The sequence below is a fragment of the Brevundimonas sp. AJA228-03 genome (genome assembly GCF_017795885.1).
Taxonomy (GTDB): Bacteria; Pseudomonadota; Alphaproteobacteria; order Caulobacterales; family Caulobacteraceae; genus Brevundimonas.
In genome coordinates, this window is record NZ_CP059297.1 from 1,155,330 (window position 1) to 1,173,580 (window position 18,251).

22 protein-coding genes are annotated in these 18,251 nt (G+C 67.2%); 14 read left to right on the forward strand and 8 right to left on the reverse strand.

Annotated elements, in window-relative coordinates; all coding sequences use genetic code 11:
* Window positions 1-737 precede the first annotated feature (737 nt).
* On the reverse strand, window positions 738-1,055 hold the full coding sequence (locus HZ989_RS05670) for a hypothetical protein (RefSeq protein WP_209322653.1): 318 nt from the start codon (window positions 1,053-1,055) through the stop codon (window positions 738-740).
* A 239-nt stretch (window positions 1,056-1,294) separates the two neighbouring features.
* Between HZ989_RS05670 and HZ989_RS05675 the strand changes: the two genes are divergently transcribed.
* The gene (locus tag HZ989_RS05675) at window positions 1,295-1,723 is read left to right on the forward strand and encodes a hypothetical protein (RefSeq protein ID WP_209322654.1); all 429 of its coding nucleotides are present in this window, start codon (window positions 1,295-1,297) and stop codon (window positions 1,721-1,723) included.
* Window positions 1,724-1,740: 17 nt separating this feature from the next.
* Here HZ989_RS05675 and pgeF read toward each other — a convergent pair whose 3' ends face one another.
* Genes pgeF through lgt form a run of 3 tightly spaced genes read right to left on the reverse strand, consistent with a single transcriptional unit; the run spans window position 1,741 to window position 4,476 of the window.
* Entirely contained in the window at window positions 1,741-2,514 is a 774-nt protein-coding gene (pgeF, locus tag HZ989_RS05680) for a peptidoglycan editing factor PgeF (protein ID WP_209322655.1), read from the reverse strand.
* Window positions 2,511-3,584, reverse strand: a complete 1,074-nt coding sequence (locus HZ989_RS05685; protein WP_209322656.1) for a class I SAM-dependent methyltransferase — start codon at window positions 3,582-3,584, stop codon at window positions 2,511-2,513. Before HZ989_RS05685 ends, pgeF begins: the two co-directional genes overlap by 4 nt.
* 4 nt (window positions 3,585-3,588) lie before the next feature.
* Window positions 3,589-4,476, reverse strand: coding sequence for a prolipoprotein diacylglyceryl transferase (gene lgt / locus HZ989_RS05690; protein WP_209322657.1), 888 nt, complete (start codon window positions 4,474-4,476; stop codon window positions 3,589-3,591).
* 175 nt (window positions 4,477-4,651) lie between these two features.
* Between lgt and HZ989_RS05695 the strand changes: the two genes are divergently transcribed.
* The 3 genes from HZ989_RS05695 to HZ989_RS05705 all read left to right on the forward strand — a co-directional run bounded on the left by HZ989_RS05695 (window position 4,652) and on the right by HZ989_RS05705 (window position 6,276).
* On the forward strand, window positions 4,652-4,942 hold the full coding sequence (locus HZ989_RS05695; protein ID WP_209322658.1) for an accessory factor UbiK family protein: 291 nt from the start codon (window positions 4,652-4,654) through the stop codon (window positions 4,940-4,942).
* Window positions 4,943-5,021: 79 nt separating this feature from the next.
* On the forward strand, window positions 5,022-5,522 hold the full coding sequence (locus HZ989_RS05700) for a YbjN domain-containing protein (RefSeq protein ID WP_209322659.1): 501 nt from the start codon (window positions 5,022-5,024) through the stop codon (window positions 5,520-5,522).
* Between the two features lies 1 nt (window position 5,523).
* A complete protein-coding gene (locus HZ989_RS05705; protein WP_209322660.1) occupies window positions 5,524-6,276 on the forward strand; it encodes a pyrroline-5-carboxylate reductase in 753 nt (250 codons plus the stop codon).
* Here the strand turns inward: HZ989_RS05705 and HZ989_RS05710 are convergent.
* From HZ989_RS05710 to HZ989_RS05720, 3 genes are all read right to left on the reverse strand, one after another.
* Entirely contained in the window at window positions 6,253-6,747 is a 495-nt protein-coding gene (locus HZ989_RS05710) for a hypothetical protein (protein WP_209322661.1), read from the reverse strand. The genes HZ989_RS05705 and HZ989_RS05710 overlap by 24 nt on opposite strands.
* Before the next feature lie 81 nt (window positions 6,748-6,828).
* Window positions 6,829-8,172 carry an ATP-binding protein gene (locus HZ989_RS05715; RefSeq protein WP_209322662.1) on the reverse strand — a complete coding sequence of 448 codons (1,344 nt, stop codon included), beginning with the start codon at window positions 8,170-8,172 and terminating at the stop codon, window positions 6,829-6,831.
* Between the two features lies 1 nt (window position 8,173).
* Window positions 8,174-8,893, reverse strand: a complete 720-nt coding sequence (locus tag HZ989_RS05720; RefSeq protein ID WP_209322663.1) for a response regulator — start codon at window positions 8,891-8,893, stop codon at window positions 8,174-8,176.
* Between the two features lie 82 nt (window positions 8,894-8,975).
* On the opposite strand from HZ989_RS05720, the gene HZ989_RS05725 reads away from it, so the two are divergent.
* The 3 genes from HZ989_RS05725 (at window position 8,976) to HZ989_RS05735 (ending at window position 11,988) form a co-directional block, all read left to right on the forward strand.
* Complete coding sequence (locus tag HZ989_RS05725) at window positions 8,976-9,854, forward strand: branched-chain amino acid aminotransferase (RefSeq protein WP_209322664.1); 879 nt, start codon at window positions 8,976-8,978, stop codon at window positions 9,852-9,854.
* A gap of 223 nt (window positions 9,855-10,077) precedes the next feature.
* Complete coding sequence (locus tag HZ989_RS05730; RefSeq protein ID WP_209322665.1) at window positions 10,078-11,349, forward strand: NupC/NupG family nucleoside CNT transporter; 1,272 nt, start codon at window positions 10,078-10,080, stop codon at window positions 11,347-11,349.
* Window positions 11,350-11,367: 18 nt separating this feature from the next.
* On the forward strand, window positions 11,368-11,988 hold the full coding sequence (locus tag HZ989_RS05735; protein WP_209322666.1) for a glutathione S-transferase family protein: 621 nt from the start codon (window positions 11,368-11,370) through the stop codon (window positions 11,986-11,988).
* On the opposite strand, the gene HZ989_RS05740 is transcribed toward HZ989_RS05735, so the two are convergent.
* Window positions 11,989-12,420, reverse strand: coding sequence for a PaaI family thioesterase (locus tag HZ989_RS05740; RefSeq protein WP_209323052.1), 432 nt, complete (start codon window positions 12,418-12,420; stop codon window positions 11,989-11,991). It abuts the gene before it with no gap.
* A gap of 48 nt (window positions 12,421-12,468) precedes the next feature.
* Here HZ989_RS05740 and HZ989_RS05745 point away from each other — a divergent pair, with 48 nt between their 5' ends.
* From HZ989_RS05745 to fliN, 7 genes are all read left to right on the forward strand, one after another.
* Window positions 12,469-12,789 (forward strand): DUF3253 domain-containing protein, encoded by a 321-nt coding sequence (locus tag HZ989_RS05745; protein ID WP_209322667.1) that lies wholly within the window; start codon window positions 12,469-12,471, stop codon window positions 12,787-12,789.
* Entirely contained in the window at window positions 12,773-13,369 is a 597-nt protein-coding gene (locus tag HZ989_RS05750; protein WP_209322668.1) for a uracil-DNA glycosylase family protein, read from the forward strand. The genes HZ989_RS05745 and HZ989_RS05750 overlap by 17 nt, the downstream gene beginning before the upstream one ends.
* Entirely contained in the window at window positions 13,366-14,394 is a 1,029-nt protein-coding gene (locus HZ989_RS05755) for an alpha/beta fold hydrolase (protein WP_209322669.1), read from the forward strand. Before HZ989_RS05750 ends, HZ989_RS05755 begins: the two co-directional genes overlap by 4 nt.
* A gap of 157 nt (window positions 14,395-14,551) precedes the next feature.
* On the forward strand, window positions 14,552-16,186 hold the full coding sequence (gene fliF, locus HZ989_RS05760) for a flagellar basal-body MS-ring/collar protein FliF (protein WP_209322670.1): 1,635 nt from the start codon (window positions 14,552-14,554) through the stop codon (window positions 16,184-16,186).
* The gene (gene fliG, locus HZ989_RS05765; protein WP_209322671.1) at window positions 16,186-17,220 is read left to right on the forward strand and encodes a flagellar motor switch protein FliG; all 1,035 of its coding nucleotides are present in this window, start codon (window positions 16,186-16,188) and stop codon (window positions 17,218-17,220) included. Before fliF ends, fliG begins: the two co-directional genes overlap by 1 nt.
* 1 nt (window position 17,221) lies before the next feature.
* Window positions 17,222-17,884 (forward strand): flagellar assembly protein FlbE, encoded by a 663-nt coding sequence (locus HZ989_RS05770; protein ID WP_209322672.1) that lies wholly within the window; start codon window positions 17,222-17,224, stop codon window positions 17,882-17,884.
* On the forward strand, window positions 17,881-18,213 hold the full coding sequence (gene fliN / locus HZ989_RS05775) for a flagellar motor switch protein FliN (RefSeq protein WP_209323053.1): 333 nt from the start codon (window positions 17,881-17,883) through the stop codon (window positions 18,211-18,213). Before HZ989_RS05770 ends, fliN begins: the two co-directional genes overlap by 4 nt.
* Window positions 18,214-18,251 lie beyond the last annotated feature (38 nt).

An 18,251-nucleotide genomic window follows, 5' to 3' on the forward strand; every position in this document is an offset into this window, starting at 1 on the left:
GACGTCACGACACCCAATGGGTCGATATTTATCAGTACTTAAGTAACGCCCCGATGACCCAGGATTGACGAGATCGCCGCGATCAGACCCGCGAGACCTACACCGAGACCGGCCGCATCGACCTGTCCGCTGCCGCCCGGGCCCGCGGGCAGAAATCAGGGATCGCCGGAAGGTCGGCGAGTCGATGGGCACGATCCGGCGGCGGTTCGATCGGGAGTCTTCGTCGGTGCGCCCGGTGCTGTCGCCGACGGGCGGCATCCGCCGTCCAGACCGGCGACGAGCGGCTTTGGCTCCCCCTCCTGGTCCGGGCTTCGACCGCGGTCATCGATCCGACCCATGCGCGGGTCGACGTCGTCCCGGGCAATGGTCAGCCGCACAGCTGCGTTCTGGTAAGGGAAACCGATGGCTGGCGGGTCGACGACGTGGAAGGTCTGAGCGGCGGCCCGCCGGTGGCGGGCATGATGACTTCGAACGCCGAGGCCAGGACGCCGGTTGCCAGCGCATCCTGAAACTGAAGATTCCGCCCGGCTTGAGGCCGGAAAACCGACCATTCCTCGGCTGGCCGACCAAACAGGCTGTTGCTGTCAAGCCGGGGGGAAGGGGCCTGCGACGCGCGGCTGCCAGGGAAATTTGCGTCGGGCGAGAAGTGCCTGCCCCGGTGCTTTACCGGGCAACGAACCATTCAGCAGCGGCCGGTCTCGCCGACGACGTCAACACGGTCTCCCGATCGAAGCCCGTCAGCCTTCGAAGGTGCAGGTCCAGCTATGGGCGTCCAGCTCGTTGCCGAGAACCGGCACCCAGCCGGCCCCGTACTGCTGATCACAGGCAGCGGCCATGTCGTCGTCGGTAAGGGTCTGCTCACTGTCGCCGCAGTACCAAGAGTAGGGATCCTCGTCGCTGATTGTCGAGGCGCTGGCGTCATGGTTGGCCTGGCAATATTGTTCGACGTCGATGGGGGTGTCTTCATCAAACGCCACCAGATTTCGGGCGAACGACGGGCTGGCCAGAGTCGCGGTGAGTGCGACGAGCACCATGGCCAAACCGGTTTTCTTCATGACACTTCCTCCTGTTGATTTCCGACCAACAGTATACTTTGATCCGTGTTTATCAACCGCGTGGACGCCGGAAGACCCTGACCAAAGCTGATCCTCCAGTCCGAACACGGGTATCGAGCGATTTTCCTATCGCAAAGGGCTGTCTAAGAGGTGAATGCAGCCGTATTGTCGGCCGTGGCCACAAGACTGGGGATCGACTGGATCCTCGAAGGCCGACTTTTTCTGGCAGGGAGCCGGGTATGAACAATTTCCGTGGCCTTCTGGGTCTGTCCGCCGCTCTGGCCTTGATGCAGGGCTGCGCGAGCCCGCCGTCGGCTGATGTCGGGTACGACGGGGTTGAATCCCGCCCTGTCATGATGGGCGGAGAGCCCGGTCTGGACGCGTGTGCGGGCCTGTCCCGGATCAAGCCCGGCCGCTTCGTCCTGATCCGCGATGCGCCAGACGAGTCCGCCCAGATCGTGGCCAGCCTGCCCGCAGGCACGGCGCTCTGGGTCTGCGAGGAAGAGGGAGTCCCGGAAGGATGGACCGGCGTGGCCTTCGACACGCCCGGCGGCCCCCGGACCTGCGAAGGCCCGGGCACGCCCTCCGCTGATCGGGTTCCGGTGCCGGCCGTCTGTCAGGCGGGCTGGGCGCAATTCGGCGATGACGTGGAAAACCTCGCCGGCTAGCTGCGGCCCTCAAGACCTCAATCCAGACTGATCGCCGACATCAGCCGCCCGAAGTCCGGCTCGCCGCGCTGGAAGGCCCGGCGGTTGGAATAGAAGAGGGTCTCGTCGGCGCAGGTGTCGTGGCCGGTCCAGGCCGCCGCGCCGACGCCCGCCTGTTCCAGCCGCCACAGCACATAGCCCGGCAGGTCGAACATGCGGCGGTCCGCAGCCACACCGGCCACAAAGAACCGGCCCGACCCCGGATCGTGGTGTTCGAACCGCGCCTGGAAATCGGCCCCGACCTCATAGGACGGCTGGGCGATGCAGGGGCCGACCACGGCGACGATCCGGCCCGGCCGCGCTCCCAGAGCCTCCATCGCCGTCACGGCGGAATGGACGATGCCGCCCAGCGCCCCCTTCCAGCCGGCGTGAACTGCGCCCACGACGCCCGCTTCGGCATCGGCCAGCAGCACGGGAGCGCAGTCGGCGGTCAGGACGGCGCAGATCACGCCGGGCGTCCTCGACACCGCCGCGTCGCCCTCGGGCCGGTCCCCGCGCCAGGGGCCGTCGGCGACGCGCGTGATGGCGGAATGGATCTGGTAACAACCCGCCAGATCGTCCGGTCCGCCGCCCATGGCCCCGGCCACCCGTCTGCGGTTCTCCGCCACCGCCGCCGGATCGTCCGCCGACCCCAGCCCGGTGTTCAGGCCTTCATACAGGCCGGTGGAGATCCCGCCGTGCCGCGTGAAGAACCCGTGCCGGATGCCGCCTTGCGTCAGCAGCGGATGGGAGATCGGCACCGGTCCGCTCATGTCCCGAACCCCGGCACGTCCAGACTGCGGGGCGAGAAGATCGCCGCTGCCTTGAACAGGTCGCCCATCTGGTCCGGGGCCGTCAGCCGGGCCAGCTGGCGGCCGATCATCGGCGCGGCATGGGGCCGTCCTGCCGCCAACCGTTCGGCCCGTGCCTCGATCCCCAGCCGCCGCAGGAAGTCGCCCTGTCCGACGCAGCCGGTGACGTCCGCCCCGGCCCGGACCGCCGCCTCCAGAACGCCGGGGAAATCCGCCCACTGCGTGACGTCGGCCTCGCCCGGCGTCGCCAGCACATCGACCTTCGTGTGTCGCCGTAGCGCCTGAAGCGTATTGCCCACACCGGGCCGGTCGCGGCCATAGTCGATCAGCAGTGCCGCGCCCGAAGCCTCGGCCATCAGGACCGCAAGGTCACGCCCGAAGGTCGCCTGCTGCTCCGAGGCCTCGATCACCTGACCGGGCTCCACCTCGAACCCCGGCCGCTCGAAGCCGCCCGTGATCCCGACCAGTCCAAACGTCAGATCGCCGTCGTCCGTGACCCCCACCCGCCGCTCGGCCCAGCCACCTTCGGTGCGGACGAACTGACGCGCGGGCAGACAGTCCAGCACCTCGTTGGCGATCAGGATGACCGGCGCATCGGTGTCGATCTGGCCCAGCGTCCTGATCCAGCGTGGCGAGACGTCGGCCTGCGCCAGCCTGCGTGCCTGGACGTCCCGCAGCGGCCCGCTCGGCTCGATCAGGATCAGGTCGCAGGCTTCCAGGAATCCGGGCACCACCCGCGCCGCCCGCAGGGCGTCGTCCATCAATGTGCCGTCGCCGGGGCCCACCTCGACCAGCCGGAACCGTTCGGGGGCCCCGAGCCTCTGCCAGGTCTCGACCGCCCACAGTCCGATCAGTTCGCCGAACATCTGGCTGATCAGCGGCGCGGTGATGAAGTCGCCGCTTTCGCCCAGCGCCGGGCGTGTGGCGTAATAGCCGTCGGTCGGATCGTGCAGGCACCGGGTGACATAGTCGGCCACCGTCATCGGCCCGGTCAGGGCGATCTCGCGGGCCAGCCGGTCCTTCAGCGCCATGGTCTCAGGCCTCGACCGACTCCGCCGTCACCGCCGGCGGCCGCATCCAGGCCCGCCGGATCAGCCAGACCCCGACCAGGATCATCGGGATGGACAGGATCATGCCCATGGTCAGGCCAAAGGGCAGCTGGTCCAGCCCCACGTCCGGCTGGCGCACGGTCTCGAGCAAGGCCCGGGACAGGCCATATCCGACCAGGAACAGGCCCGTGATGTAGCCGGGCTTGCTAAGCAGCCGCCATTTCCAGACCGCGAGCGACAGCACGGCCAGCAGCATCAGTCCTTCCAGTCCCGCCTCATACAGCTGGCTGGGGTGGCGGGGTTCGTTGCCCGCCGGGCAGAAGCCGTACAATTGCTCGATCCGTGCGTTGCAGAACCGGATGGCCCAGGGCACGTCGGTCGTGCGGCCCCACAGCTCGCCATTGATGAAGTTGGCCAGGCGTCCGAAAGCCAGACCGATCGGAACGACCGGTGCGACAGCGTCGCCCAGGCTCAGCAGGTTGGCCTGGTGCTTCCGGGCAAAGAAGAAGACCGCGATGCAGACACCCAGGAACCCACCGTGGAACGACATCCCGCCGGTCCACAGCTGGAACAGTTCCAGGCGCTCGCCCCAGTCCTGTCCGGTGAACAGCTGGGCATACATGACCGGCTTGTAGAAAAGCGCATAGCCTAACCGACCGCCCAGGATGATTCCCAGCGTGATCCACAGCACCAGATCGTCCAGCTGCACCGTGGTGATGGGGGGCCTGCCCGGAAGCCAGACGCGCGGGCTCTTGAGGATCCTGGCCGCATAGACCCAGCCCAGCACGATGCCCATCACATAGGCCAGGGCGTACCAGCGGATCGGCAAGGGGCCCAGGTGGATCAGGACCGGGTCGAACTCGGGAAAGGGCAAGCGCGGCGCTCCTGAAACGGCTGTCGCAGCCCTTTAGCAAGGGTCGATGCGTCACGCGAGCGTGACACGTTTCAGCCCCGTTTGGGCTTATTCAGGGGTGGCCGGGTAAGGTTTCGTTCACCATATCAGGCAACCCTCCCTTAACGACGCCCGCCGCCCCGGGCCGGAGACGATCATGCAGACCCGCAACCCCTTCCTCGACGAGTTCGCCAAGCTGTCGACCAGCGCCATGGGCCTGGCCCAGGCGGCCGGCGATGAGGCCAGGGCGGCCTTTCGCGCCCAGTCCGACCGCATTGCGGCCGAGATGGATCTGGTCCGCCGCGACGAGTTCGATGTGCTGAAAGCCCAGATCACCGCGCTGCGCGCCGAGGTCGCCGAGCTTCAGAAGGCGGCTACGGCCAAGCCTAAAGCGCCGAAAACGGGAACGTCCACAGACGGAACTCGTCTTCCCGACGCAGCCGGTTGAGCCGAATCCGCGAACACGCCTACCGTCTTCCCAAGGCCGCTGAGTCGCGGCCGACCTCCCGCGAGATCGAGTTTACCTGATGGATGCTGTTGGCCACGAAACCGACACCCCCTTTGATCCGCTGGATGTGGTCGAGCATGTCCTGAACGCCGAGAATCTGCCGTTCGACCGGACCGACGACGGCGACCTGGCCTTCGCCCTGGCCGGCGACTGGAAGGACTATGAGCTGTGGTTTGCCTGGCGGCCCGAGGGAGACTGCCTTCAACTGTGCTGCGCGCTGGACCTTCGCGCGACCAAATCCCGACGGAACGCGGCCTATGAGCTGGTCTCCATGGTCAATCAGCGCACCTGGATGGGTCATTTCGAGGTCTGGGCCGAGGACGGCGAGATCGTCTTCCGTCACTCGCTGGCCCTGCCGCACGGCGAACGCCCGACCCTGGCCCAGGCCGCGTCCATGATCGATGCCGCAGTCGAGGCTTCGGACCGCTACTATCCGGCTTTCGACTTCATGATCCGCGGCAACAAGAAGCCCCAGGACGCGATCGACTCCTGCCTGTTCGAGACCGTCGGCACGGCCTGACATGGCCGTCGGCGGGGTCACCCTTCTCGGTCACGGCCGGCTCGGGTCGGCCATCACCGAAGGATGGCGGCTGACGGGCACGGTGATGGACCCCGCCATCCTCACCCGAGCCGTCCCGCCGGTCTGTCCAGCCGACACGCGGGCACTGGTGATCGCGCTGAAGCCCGCCGTCTGGCGCGAGGCCCTGGCCCCAATGGCGGCAACGCTGCCGTCTGGAGCCACTGTTGTTTCCGTCATGGCCGGCGTTCGCGCGGCCGATATCGCGGTGGTGCTGCCGGGACATCCGGTCGTCCGCGTCATGCCGACGACCGCCGTCGCGCTGGGCCAGGGCGTCGCCGCCATCTGGTCCGATGATGCGCCAGCCCGGGCCCTGGCCCACCTCCTGTTTGCCCCGATCGCCGACACGGTCGATCTGGGGCAGGAAGCCTTGATCGATGCCGCAACGGCTGTGGCCGGGTCCGCCCCCGCCTTCTTCTACGCGCTGGCTCAGGCGCTGACGGTCGCAGGTGCCGATGCAGGGCTATCGCCTGACGCCGCTGCTCGCCTCGCTCGGGGCGCTCTGCGTTCGGCCGGAGCAGGAGCGGCAACCACAGCCAGTCTGGACGATCTGATCGGCCGCATCGCCTCCCCCGGGGGCACGACGCAGGCCGGATTGCAGGCGCTGCAGGACGCCGGCATCGAAATGACCGGCCGCGCCGCCGTCCAGGCCGCGATCCGGCGCGCAAAGTCCCTAGTGCGAGACCAGTCGGCCTGACGCCAGATTTCTGGCAAGCCGGACATAGGCGCGATCGGCATGGTTCCAGGGTCCATACTCGATCACCTCATCCAGCGACGTCGAGTACCGCGAATATCGGACCGGCAGGCGCTGACCGTCCGCGGTCACGACCTCTCCCTCAATCGTGGCCCCGCCGATGGAGATGCTGTCGATGACCGACAGGCCGGGCCTGGCATTGGCCTGTTCGATCGTGGGCCGGTTCGGCTTGAGGTCCGTCAGAACCAGATTGATCTCGGCACCCTGCAAGGCCCCCGTTATCGCCAGCTCGTGCGCGACCACCTCGGTCAATCGGGCGATCTGCGCATCCACTTCACGCTGACCCAGGGTTCGAACCTCCTGGGTCAGGTCGCCACCGACCGTGACGTTGATCCGCGGGCTCTGGGCCAGAACCGGCGATGCGGCCAGTCCGACGACCAGAGCCAGGGGGGCGATGAAGGCGAAGCGACGCATGACGATCTCCTGCAATGCTGCCGACCGAAGATGGGCTATATGCAGGTCCTTGACCAGTGCCATCCCACCAATGTGATGGGATCAGCCGGGCAGCCGGATCAGGGCCCGCAGTCCCCCCAGATCGCTGCGCGCCAGCGTTATGTCCCCACCATGCCCACGCGCCACGTCGCGCGCGATGGCCAGACCCAGGCCGACACCCTTCCGGTTCTGGTTCCGGCTTTCGTCCAGCCGGCTGAAGGGGCGAAAGGCCTCCTCGTGCAGGTCGTCGGGAATGCCGGGTCCGTCGTCCTCGACCGCGATCTCGAACCCGCCGGACGCCAGGGCCCGCGCGGTCAACCGGACATGCTCGCCATGCGCCGCCGCATTGCCTGCCAGATTGGCCAGGGCTCGCTTGAAGGCGAGGGGCCGCAGGGACGCGGTCAGGCTGGTTGGCGCGGCGATCTCGACTTCGGCTCCGGCGCGTTTCACGTCCTCGCCCGTCGCCTTCAGCAGGGCCGCCACATCCACCGGCTGCGGGGCCTCGCCAGCCTCGCCCTTTGCGAAGGCCAGGTATTCGTCGATCATATGCTCCATCTCGTCGAGGTCGCCCTTCATGGCGCTCTGACGCTTGAACTGCGGGGCCAGGGCCAGCTCCAGCCGCAACCGGGTCAGGGGCGTGCGCAGATCGTGGCTGACGGAGGCCAGCAGCGCCGTCCGCTGTTCGATATGGCGCTGGATCCGGTCGCGCATGGCCAGGAAGGCGGCGGCGGCCTGACGCACCTCGCGCGCGCCGTGCGGCTTGAACTTGGGCGACATCTCGCCCCGCCCGAAGGCCTCTGCCGCCTCGGCCAGCCTCTCGATGGCCCGGACCTGGTTGCGGATGAACAGGATCGCCACGCTCATCAGCAGGACCGTCGCCAGCATAAGCCACAATACGAAGATGTGGGCCTGGGTCGCCACCGCCCGCTCGCGCGGCGCGATGATCCGCAAGACCCCGTCGCGCTGCTGCACCTGAATGTCGACATAGGCGGGATAGCGGGTCGTATCGAACCAGAAGGGCTGGTCCAGCCGTGACGCCAGAGCGGCCTCCAGGGTGCGGTCCACGATCCCGATCAGCCCGCGTCGCTGCTCCTCTGGTAACCTGGCATCGTGTCGCAGCGCGATCGACAGCTGCATGGACCGTTCACCCCGGTCGGCGATCGCGGCCAGGTTGGAGGGCGTCGGTTCGTCGCGATAGCTCTCGGCCGCCCAGGCCACGTCGCCGGCCAGGCCCTCCGACAGGCGCGCCGTGACGGTCTGCCAGTGCATGTCGAAGAAGGCCCAGGTCACTGCCCCCTGCATGATCAGGATCGGCAGGACAATGATCAGCAACGACCGCCCCCACAACGTCGTCGGCAATTGGCGCTTCAGAACGCGCGCCACGACGGGGAAGGGGATCAGGCGCATCTCAGTCCGGGGCCAGCATATAGCCCACGCCCCGCACGGTCTGCAGATAGCGCGGGTTCTTCGGGTCCGCCTCCAGCTTTCTGCGCAGCCGGGTGACCTGAACGTCCACGGCGCGGCCGGTGATGTCGGCAGTATCCGGCGACAGGTCCATCCGCTCCACCGGGGCATGGGCATGCAGCGCCAGGGTCTTCAGCAGCTGCGCCTCGGCCTCGGTCAACCGCATCGGCGCGCCGTCGCGCGTCAGCTCCAGCCGTTCCAGGTCGAACATGGCCGTGCCCAGCCGGATCTCGCGCGGCATGATCGGTTTGACCCCCGTCCGCCTCAGGATCGCATCGATGCGCAGCGCCAGTTCCCTGGGGTCGAAGGGTTTTGCCATATAGTCGTCGGCCCCGCGCGACAGGCCGTCGATCCGGTCCGCCGCCTCGCCGCGCGCGGTCAACAGCAGGACGGGGGTCCTCGACAGCTGCGCCTTGCCCCGTACCCAGGTCGTCAGCTCCAGCCCCGATTCGCCCGGCATCATGACGTCCAGAACCACCAGATCGAACTCGATCAACTCCATCAGGCGACGGGCGGCTGCGGCGTGGGCCGCCCCGGTCACGCGATAGCCCTCGCGCGCCAGATATTCTTTCAGCAACTCGCGAATCCGGTCGTCGTCGTCGACGATCAGCAGGTGACGACCGACGCCGGCACCCGCCACAGGCCCTGACCGGCTGCTGCTCATGCGAACATTCCCGCGCGCACGGCGTTGACCTCGGGCGTTTCGAGCGTTCTAAGCGAGCAATCTGCGCGGGAGACGTTGTTCAATGGCCTTGGTTCCTTTCGACGATCGTGATGGCTGGATCTGGATGGACGGTGATTTCGTGCCCTGGCGGGAAGCGAAAACGCACGTATTGACCCATGCTCTGCACTACGGCTCGTCGGTGTTCGAGGGTGAGCGTATGTATGGCGGGGAAATCTTCAAGCTGACAGAGCATTCCGAGCGTCTGGCCCGCTCCGCTGAACTTCTGGACTTTACGCTGCCATATAGCGTGGCCGAGATCGACACGGCCTGCAAGGAAACCTGCGCGCGCATGGGCATGGAGGACGCCTACGTCCGCCCCGTCGCCTACCTCGGGCCGGAACAGACCTCCGTCTCGGCCCTGAACAACAAGGTCCACGTCGCCATCGCGGTCTGGGACTGGCCCAGCTATTTCGACCCTGAAGTGAAGAAGAAGGGCATCCGGCTGGAGTGGGCCAAATGGCGCCGCCCCGATCCGATGACCGCCCCCACGACGGCGAAGGCTGCCGGCCTCTACATGATCTGTACCATGTCCAAGAACGCGGCCGAGCGGCGCGGTTTCTCCGACGCCATGATGCTGGACTGGCGCGGCTACGTCGCCGAGGCCACGGGTGCCAATGTCTTCTTCGTCCAGGACGGCGTGATCCACACCCCCGACGTGACCCACATTCTCAACGGCATCACCCGCCAGACCGTCATCGACATCGCGAAATCGAAGGGCATCGAGGTGGTTGTTCGCCATATTCGCCCCGAGGAACTGTCGACCTTCTCCGAGTGTTTCCTGACCGGCTCGGCCGCCGAGGTGACCCCGGTCCAGTCGATCGGCGAATACACGTTCACGCCGGGCGACATCTCGCTCACCCTGATGGACGACTACGGCAAGCTGGTGCGGCGTCAGACCTGACGTCGACAGCGGCCGCTCGCCCCGGTGGGCGGTCGTGATCGCCGATCCCGGGTGCGACCGATATTGACGCCGGCGCCCCTTAAGGTGATCCCGAACCTTCGATCCGGAGGGGCCGTTGGAGACGTGAGAGTCACTTTTTCTCTCTCCAGGACTCTCGCCCTTGCCAGAGGGGCCGGGTTCGGTTCAACGGAATGGGCCGGCAGGGGGCCGGACGGAACCTTTCATGTTCAGCGCACTGAACCTCCAGAGCCTGGGCGGCCTTGTCGCCATCGTCGCCGTCTGCTGGCTGGTGTCGGAGAACAAGGCGCGATTTCCCTTGCGGCTGACGCTGGGGGCGATTGGCGTGCAGGCGGCGCTGGTGCTCGCGCTGTTCGCCATTCCGGGATCCCAGGGCGTGCTGGCGGCCGTGACCGGAGCCGTAGATGGCCTGGCCCTGGCCACGGCCGAGGGCACGAAGTTCGTGTTCGGCTATCTGGCCGGGGGCGATCAGCCCTATGCGGTGACCAACGCGGGTGGGCTGTTCACCTTTGCGTTCAACGTGCTGCCGCTGATCCTGGTGATCTCGGCGCTTTCCGCTCTGCTGTGGCACTGGAAAATCCTGAAGTGGCTGACGCTGGGATTCGGCGTCCTGTTCCAGAAGACCATGGGTCTGGGCGGGGCCTCGGCCCTGGCGGTCGCGGCCAACATCTTTCTCGGCATGATCGAGAGCCCCATCGTCATCCGCGCCTATCTGGACAAGCTGACCCGGTCCGAGATCTTCCTGATGATGGTGGTGGGCCTGGCGACGGTGGCCGGTTCGACCATGGTCGCCTATGCCTCGATCCTGTCCGCGACCCTGCCCAATGCGGCCGGCCACGTCCTGGTCGCATCCATCGTCTCGGCCCCGGCCGGCGTTCTGCTCGCCCGCATCATAATCCCTGAGAAACCGGGCGAGGGGGGACAGGTCGCCGACTACGGCTCGGCCCTGAAGTACGACTCGGCCATCGACGCCATCGTCAAGGGCACGGCCGATGGTCTGATGGTGGTGCTGAACATCTCGGCGGTGCTGATCGTGTTCGTGGCCCTGGTGGCCCTGGTCAACCTGATGCTGGGCGGTTTCTGGATCTTCGGCGACCATGTGACGGTCCAGCGCCTGCTGGGGTGGCTGTTCATGCCGGTTGCCTGGCTGGTCGGGGTGGACTGGTCGGAGGCCGGCAAGGCGGGCTGGCTCCTCGGCACCAAATTGACGCTCACGGAGTTCGTGGCCTTCATCGAACTGGGCAAGATCCCGGTCGGCGACATGAGCGAGCGGACCCGCATGCTGATGACCTATGCCCTGTGCGGCTTCGCCAACATCGGTTCGGTCGGCATCACGGTCACCGGCCTGTCGGTCCTGATCCCAGAGCGCCGCGAAGAGGTGCTGGGGATGGTCTGGAAGGCGCTGTTCGCCGGTTTCCTGGCCACCCTGATGACGGCGGCGGTTGTGGGCGCGATGCCCGCCTCTATATTCGGCTGAACCGCAAAGGCTGATCCGATGAAGCTGTACGACTCCTTCCGCGCGCCCAACCCCCGGCGCGTCCGCTGGGTCATGGCCGAAAAGGGCATCGAGGACGTCGAGATCGTCCAGGTCGACATCATGTCCGGGGACCACAAGACGCCGGAATACCGCGCCAGGGTCGGCGTTCCCCACGTGCCCGCCCTGGAACTGGACGACGGCACGGTGGTGTCCGAGTCCGTTGCCATCTGCCGCTATCTGGAGGCGCTCTATCCTGAGCCGAACCTGTTCGGTCACGACCCTCGCGAACAGGCCATCGTCGAGATGTGGACCCGTCGCTGCGAGTTCTATCTCGCCAACCCCATCATGCTGAACGTGCGTCTGACCCATCCGGCGCTGGCAGTGCTGGAGGCCACCCCGCAGCCCCAGGTCGCCGACTACAACCGTCTGTCGGCCGAGCGGTTCATGAAGACCCTGGACCGGCATCTGGCGGAGCATGAGTTCATCGCTCTGGACCGTTTCACCATCGCGGATATCGTCGGGGCGGTCGGGCTGGATTTCGCCCGCATGGTCAAGTACCGGCCGCCCGAAGAGTTCATCCACCTGGCCCGCTGGCTCGACGCCTGTCGCGCCCGCCCGGCGGCGAAGGCGGGGATCTGATCAGCGCGGCGTGAACTTCCGGATGATGCCGGAATAGGTCATCAGCGTACGCTCGCCCGTCGTGATCTGCCCACGAACAAAAATCAGCGCCCCGCCCGCGCGGACGACCTCACCCGTCGCCTCGATCAATTCGCCGACATAGGCTCCGTCGATCAGCGTCGAATCCAGCTGCACCGTCACGCCGTTCTTGCCTTCCATCTCCTGATAGGCGGTCTGGAACAGGGCGATGTCGGCGAATGTCATCAGACAGCCGCCGTGCATCCGGTCACCGGCGTTCATGTGTTTGGGCTCGGCCCGGAAGGCGCACCGCATGCGCCCGTCGGGGTCCGGCCTGAAATAGAATGGTCCGACGACCTGGTCGAATGTGCCGTGCAGGTCGTAGGTCTGCCAGCCGGCGAACTCGCCCTCGGTCACTGTGACTTTGTCCACCATTTCGAACTCGGCCTTCTTTTTGATCTTGCAGTGCAGCATATAGGCCCGATGAGCGATCCAATCGAAGCGGCAATTTTTGAAACCCTGGCGAAGGCAGACCCCAAGGGCGTCGGCGGCAAGTCCGTCGAGCCCGCGGACGTGGCCAAGCACATCCAGACCGAGCAGTGGCAGCGCGTCCTGCCCAAGGTCCGGGCGACGGCCCTGCACCTGATGCGCCATGGCCGCCTGACCATCACCAAGAAGGGCAAGGTCGTGGACCCCACGAACTTTCGGGGCGTGACCCGTCTGCGCCTGCCGACGGAGGCCGAGACGGCCACAGCGCTTGCCGCCCTGCCGCCCAAGCCCGGGGTCGATGACGACTTCGCCTGATCTGGACGCAGTCCTTTCGGACATCCGCGCCTGCCGGGCCTGCCTGGGTGAACTGCCGCACACGCCACGCCCGGTGGTTCGCGTCTTTCCCGCAACCCGCCTGCTGATCTGCGGCCAGGCACCCGGACGGCGCGTTCATGAAAGCGGCCTGCCGTTCACCGATCCGTCGGGAGACCGGCTTCGCGACTGGATGGGTGTGGATTATGAGACCTTCTATGCCGATCACCGGATCGGCGTGGCGGCCCAGGCCTTCTGCTACCCCGGCACCGCGCCGAAGGGGGGTGACTATCCTCCACCACGCCGGTGCGCCGGGCTGTGGCGGCCCCGCCTGCTGGAGGCGCTGCCGCAGGTCGAGCTGACCCTGCTGGTCGGCGGCTACGCCCAGGTCTGGGCGCTCGGCGATCGGGCCAAGGCCGGCATGACCGGGACCGTTCGCGCCTGGCGGGACTATGGCCCGTCCATCCTGCCGCTGCCGCATCCCTCGTGGCGGAACACCGCCTGGCTGCGACGCAATCCGTGGTTCGAGGCCGAGGTCGTGCCGTATCTTCGCCAGAGGGTTCGGGGCATGCTGGGCCGATGATCCGCCGGACGATGCTGACAGGATTGATGCTGGGGCTCGGGGCCTGCGCCTTGCCCCATGTCCAGCTAGGACTTACGCCCGGGCCCGACTTCAGCGGCCCCCTGATCGAACCCGATGCCTTCATCGTCCAGGACGGCGCGCGCCTGCCGTATCGCCTGTGGACGCCTGCGCAAGCCGATCCCTGGGCCGTGCTCGTCGCCCTGCACGGGATGAACGACCATTCGGCGGCCTGGCGCCTGGCCGGGCCGTGGTGGGCCGAACAGGGCATCGCCACCTATGCCTATGACCAGCGGGGCTTCGGCCGGGCACCGGGGCGCGGGATCTGGGCCGGGGAGGCGGTGATGGTCGAGGATCTGCGCACCGTCGTCTCCCTGGTCCGCGCCCGGCACCCGAATGCCCGGATCGCGGTGGTGGGCGAGAGCATGGGCGGGGCCGTCGCCATATCGGCCTTCGCCTCGGATCGTCCGCCCGCTTCCGATCAGGCGATCCTGCTCGCCCCCGCCGTCTGGGGCTGGTCCAGCCAGAACGTCGTGAACCGCGCCAGCCTGTGGGCCGCGGCGCGCGTGCTGGGCTCGCGGGCGGTGGAGGCTCCGGACTGGGCCGTGCGCCACATCCGGGCGACGGACAATCTGGCCGAACTGGTTGCGAACGGCACCGACCCGCTGTTTATCCGCGCCACCCGCTTCGACACCCTGTCCGGGCTCGTCGATCTGATGGAGAGTGCGTCGCGCGCGCTGGGCTCGGTCCGCGTCCCGACGATGCTGATGTATGGCGCTCACGACCAGATCATCGAGCCGGGGCCCTTGCGGCGCGCCCTGATCCGGGCGGGGGATCGGCCCGGGCTGCGCACGGCCTTCTACCCCGATGGCTGGCACCTGCTGAACCGCGACCTCCAGGCCGAGGTCGTGTTCCGGGACGTCGCGGCCATCCTGGGCGATCCGGGCACGAGCTTGCCGTCGCGGGCGTCGGATGTCCTTGCGCAACTGGACGCCAGAATGGCACCGGGGCGAAAAGACCGTTTCTGAATCGTCGGCCCGGGGCCGACGGGGCGAACCCCGGGGGGCGAAACCGGGGACTTTCTCGACGTTCACCGCGCCACTTAAACCGCCGTTAACCACACGGGCGGCAGTTTCTGCCTAGCGGAGGGGTCTGGGCTCCCGCGACAGTATTTGGCGGGGTTGCGTGGGCGGCTTTACGGCGGCGTTGCAGAGATTCGGGATCGGCCGCCTCGCCATGGTGTTGGGCGTCGGCGCGGGCGTGGCTGCCGTCCTCGTCGCCGTGATGCTGCGCGTCGGTCAGGCCCCGGATGCGCTTCTGTATTCCAATCTGGACCTGCGTGAGGCCGGCGAGATCACCGCCTCACTGGAACAGTCCGGCATCAAATACACCACGCGCGGTGACGGTTCGACCATCATGGTCAACCGCGATCAGGTGGGCGAAGCGCGACTGATGCTGGCCGGCAAGGGGCTCGTGACCTCAGGCTCGGTCGGCTACGAGCTGTTCGACACCCAGTCGGTGCTGGGCCAGACCGAGTTCCAGCAACAGATCAGCGAACAGCGCGCCCTGCAGGGCGAGCTTGCCCGTACCATCATGTCCATGCGCGGCGTCCAGTCCGCCCGCGTCGCCATCGCCCTGCCCAGGCGCGAACTGTTCCAGCAGGACGCAGCCGAACCGACCGCCTCCGTCGTCGTGGGCCTTGGCGGGCGCAAGCTGTCGACCGATCAGGTCCGCGCCATCCGCGCCGTGATCGCGTCCTCGGTCCCCAATCTGAAGCCCACCAAGGTCACCGTCGTCGACGAGACGAACCAGACCCTGGCCGCGGCCGACGACGAGGAGGGTTTCACCTCCTCCACCGCCGAAGAGGCCAAGGGCGCGACCGAGGCCCAGCTGCAGCAGCGGATCAAGGATCTGGTCGAGGGCGTCGTGGGAGCCGGGGCCGCGCGGGTCCAGGTCACGGCCGACATCGACATGACGCGCTCCACGACCCAGGAACAGAAGTACGACCCGGACGGCCAGGTCGTCCGCTCGACCTCGACCAACGGCAGCCAGTCCCAGGACACGACCGCCGTCAACGACGGAGGGGTCACGGCGACCAACAACATCCCCGGTGCCCCCCCCCCGGCCACAACGCCCCAGGGCTCGACCGAAAGTGCCAGCACCGAGACCACCAACTACGAGATCTCCAACACTACGACGACCACGGTCAAGGAACCGGGCGAGGTCAAGAAGCTGTCGGTCGCGGTGGCCGTGGACGGCAAGCTGACTCCGGCGGCCCAGCCGGGCGGTGCGCCGACCTACGCCCCCCGCACGGCCGAGGAGATCACCCAGATCGAGGATCTGGTGAAGGCCGCCATGGGCTACAATCAGGAGCGCGGCGACCAGGTCCGGGTGACGAACGTCCGCTTCAACCGCGATGCTCTCGTCACAGCCGGCGGAACCGACAGCGGATCGCCCCTGCTGAACTTCACCAAGAACGACATCATGCGCGGCGTCGAGTTGCTGGTGCTGCTGGTCACGGCGCTGCTGCTGATTTTCTTCGTCCTGCGCCCGCTGCTGAAGAGCGCTTCGGGCAGCGGCGGGGGCCAGCAGATGGCGCTGGCGGGTGGAGGGCAAGGTTCGGTCACCTCGCTTGAGACCTCGATGGTCGGCGGAGAGATGGGGCAGCTGGGTGCTCCGTCCGAGATAGAGCAGCGCATCGACATCGCCCGCGTCGAGGGTCAGGTTAAGGCCTCCTCGATCAAGAAGCTCGCCGACTACGTCGATTCGCATCCCGATGAGTCGCTCGCGACTCTCCGCAGCTGGGTGCACGAAGGCTGATGGCCGCGCGGTCCGGTTCCAAGAGGGCGTCCGTCGATGACGTCAAACAGCTGTCCGGTCCTGAAAAGGCGGCGGTCATCCTGCTTGCGCTCGGCGAGGAGCACACCCGCCTGTGGCAGGGCCTGGACGACGACGAGGTCAAGGAAATCTCCCAGGCCATGTCGTCGCTGGGCAATGTGACCGCGGCCGTGGTCGAGGAACTGATGGTCGAGTTCGTGTCCCTGGCGGGTTCCGGCGCGGTCATGGGCAGTTTCGAGCAGACCCAGCGTCTGCTGGCCTCCTTCATGCCGGCTGATCGCGTCGACGGGCTGATGGAGGAAATCCGCGGTCCCGCCGGTCGCACCATGTGGGACAAGCTGGGCAATGTGAACGAGGCGGTCCTCGCCAACTATCTGAAGAACGAATACCCCCAGACCGTCGCCGTCGTGCTGTCCAAGGTGAAGCCCGACCACGCCGCCCGCGTCCTGACCAGCCTGCCCGAGGACTTCGCCCTGGAGTGCGTCCAGCGGATGCTTCGTATGGAGCCCGTGCAGCGCGAGATCCTGGACAAGATCGAGCAGACCCTGCGCAACGAGTTCATGTCGAACCTGGCCCGGACGTCCAAGCGCGACAGCCACGAAATGATGGCCGACATCTTCAACAGCTTCGATCGCCAGACCGAGGCCCGGTTCATCGGCGCGCTGGAGGAGCGCAACCGCGAATCGGCGGAGCGGATCCGCGCGTTGATGTTCGTGTTCGAAGACCTGTCCAAGCTCGACCCCGGCGGCGTCCAGACCCTGCTTCGTGCGGTCGAAAAGGACTCCCTGGGCCTGGCCCTGAAGGGCGCGTCCGAGCCGCTGCGGGAGATGTTCTTTACCAATATGTCGGAGCGCGCATCCAAGATCATGCGCGAGGACATGGAATCCATGGGCCCCGTCAGGCTCAAGGACGTCGACTCCGCCCAGATGACCATGGTGCAGGTCGCCAAGGATCTGGCGGCGCGCGGCGAAATCATGCTGGCCGGAGCCTCCGGCGACGACGAGTTGATCTACTGACATGGTCGAGACAGCCCCCCTCAGCAGCCGTCCCTTCGCCTTCGACACCGAGTTCGATGGAGCGGGCAGCGTCGTACGTGCCTCAACCTTCCGGCCGGCCAAGCGCGCCTATCTGCCGGCCGAGGTCGAGGCCCTGGTCGCCCAGGCTCGGCTGGAGGCCCGCGAGGCCGCCCTGGCCGAGGCCGCGAGCCTGTCGGCCATGGCCCTGTCCTCGATCGGACAGGCTGTTGCCATGGCCGCGCCTGCCCTGAACCAGGTGGCTCACCAGCACCGCGAACAGGCCGCCGATTTGGCCATGGCCGCCGCCCGGGTCATTGCCGCCACCGCTCTGGATCATCTACCGATGGGTCCCTTGCAATCGGCCCTGGAGACCCTCGGGCAGGAGATCGATGCCTCGCCCCGGCTGGTCGTGCGCGCCTCCGGCCTGGACGATACCGCCCGCACCAGGATCCAGGCGGTCTGCGTCGATGCGGGCTTCTCGGGCCTCGTGGCCTTCCGCGATGACCCGGGCCTGCCGATCGCGGCCTTCCAGCTGGAGTGGGCCGACGGGCGCGCCGATTTCGACCCCGCCGCCGCCGCCGACCGCATTGCCACCGCACTCCGATCCGCCCTCGCTACCGAGGCCGGACATGCAGAATCCCTTGACCATGGAGGTCAACACTGATGGCCGACGATCTTGCCCTTGAGGAGTTTCCGGACTCCACCGCCCTCGCTACGGTCGACGACTCCGGGGACAAGTCCGCGGCTGACCTGGCGACGGTCTTCGATGTGCCGGTCAACATCTCGGCCGTGCTGGGCAAGGCCCACATGACCGTCGCCCAGCTACTCAAGCTCAATCGAGGTTCGGTGCTCGAGCTCGACCGCAAGGTCGGCGAGGCCATCGACATCTTCGTCAACAACCGTCTGGTCGCCCGCGGGGAGGTCGTCGTCGTCGAGGATCGTCTCGGCGTGACCATGACGGAAATCGTCAAGACCGATGATACGAGCGCCTAGGCGTTCGGATCGCGCGTAAGAAGTAGAGGAGAAGACCT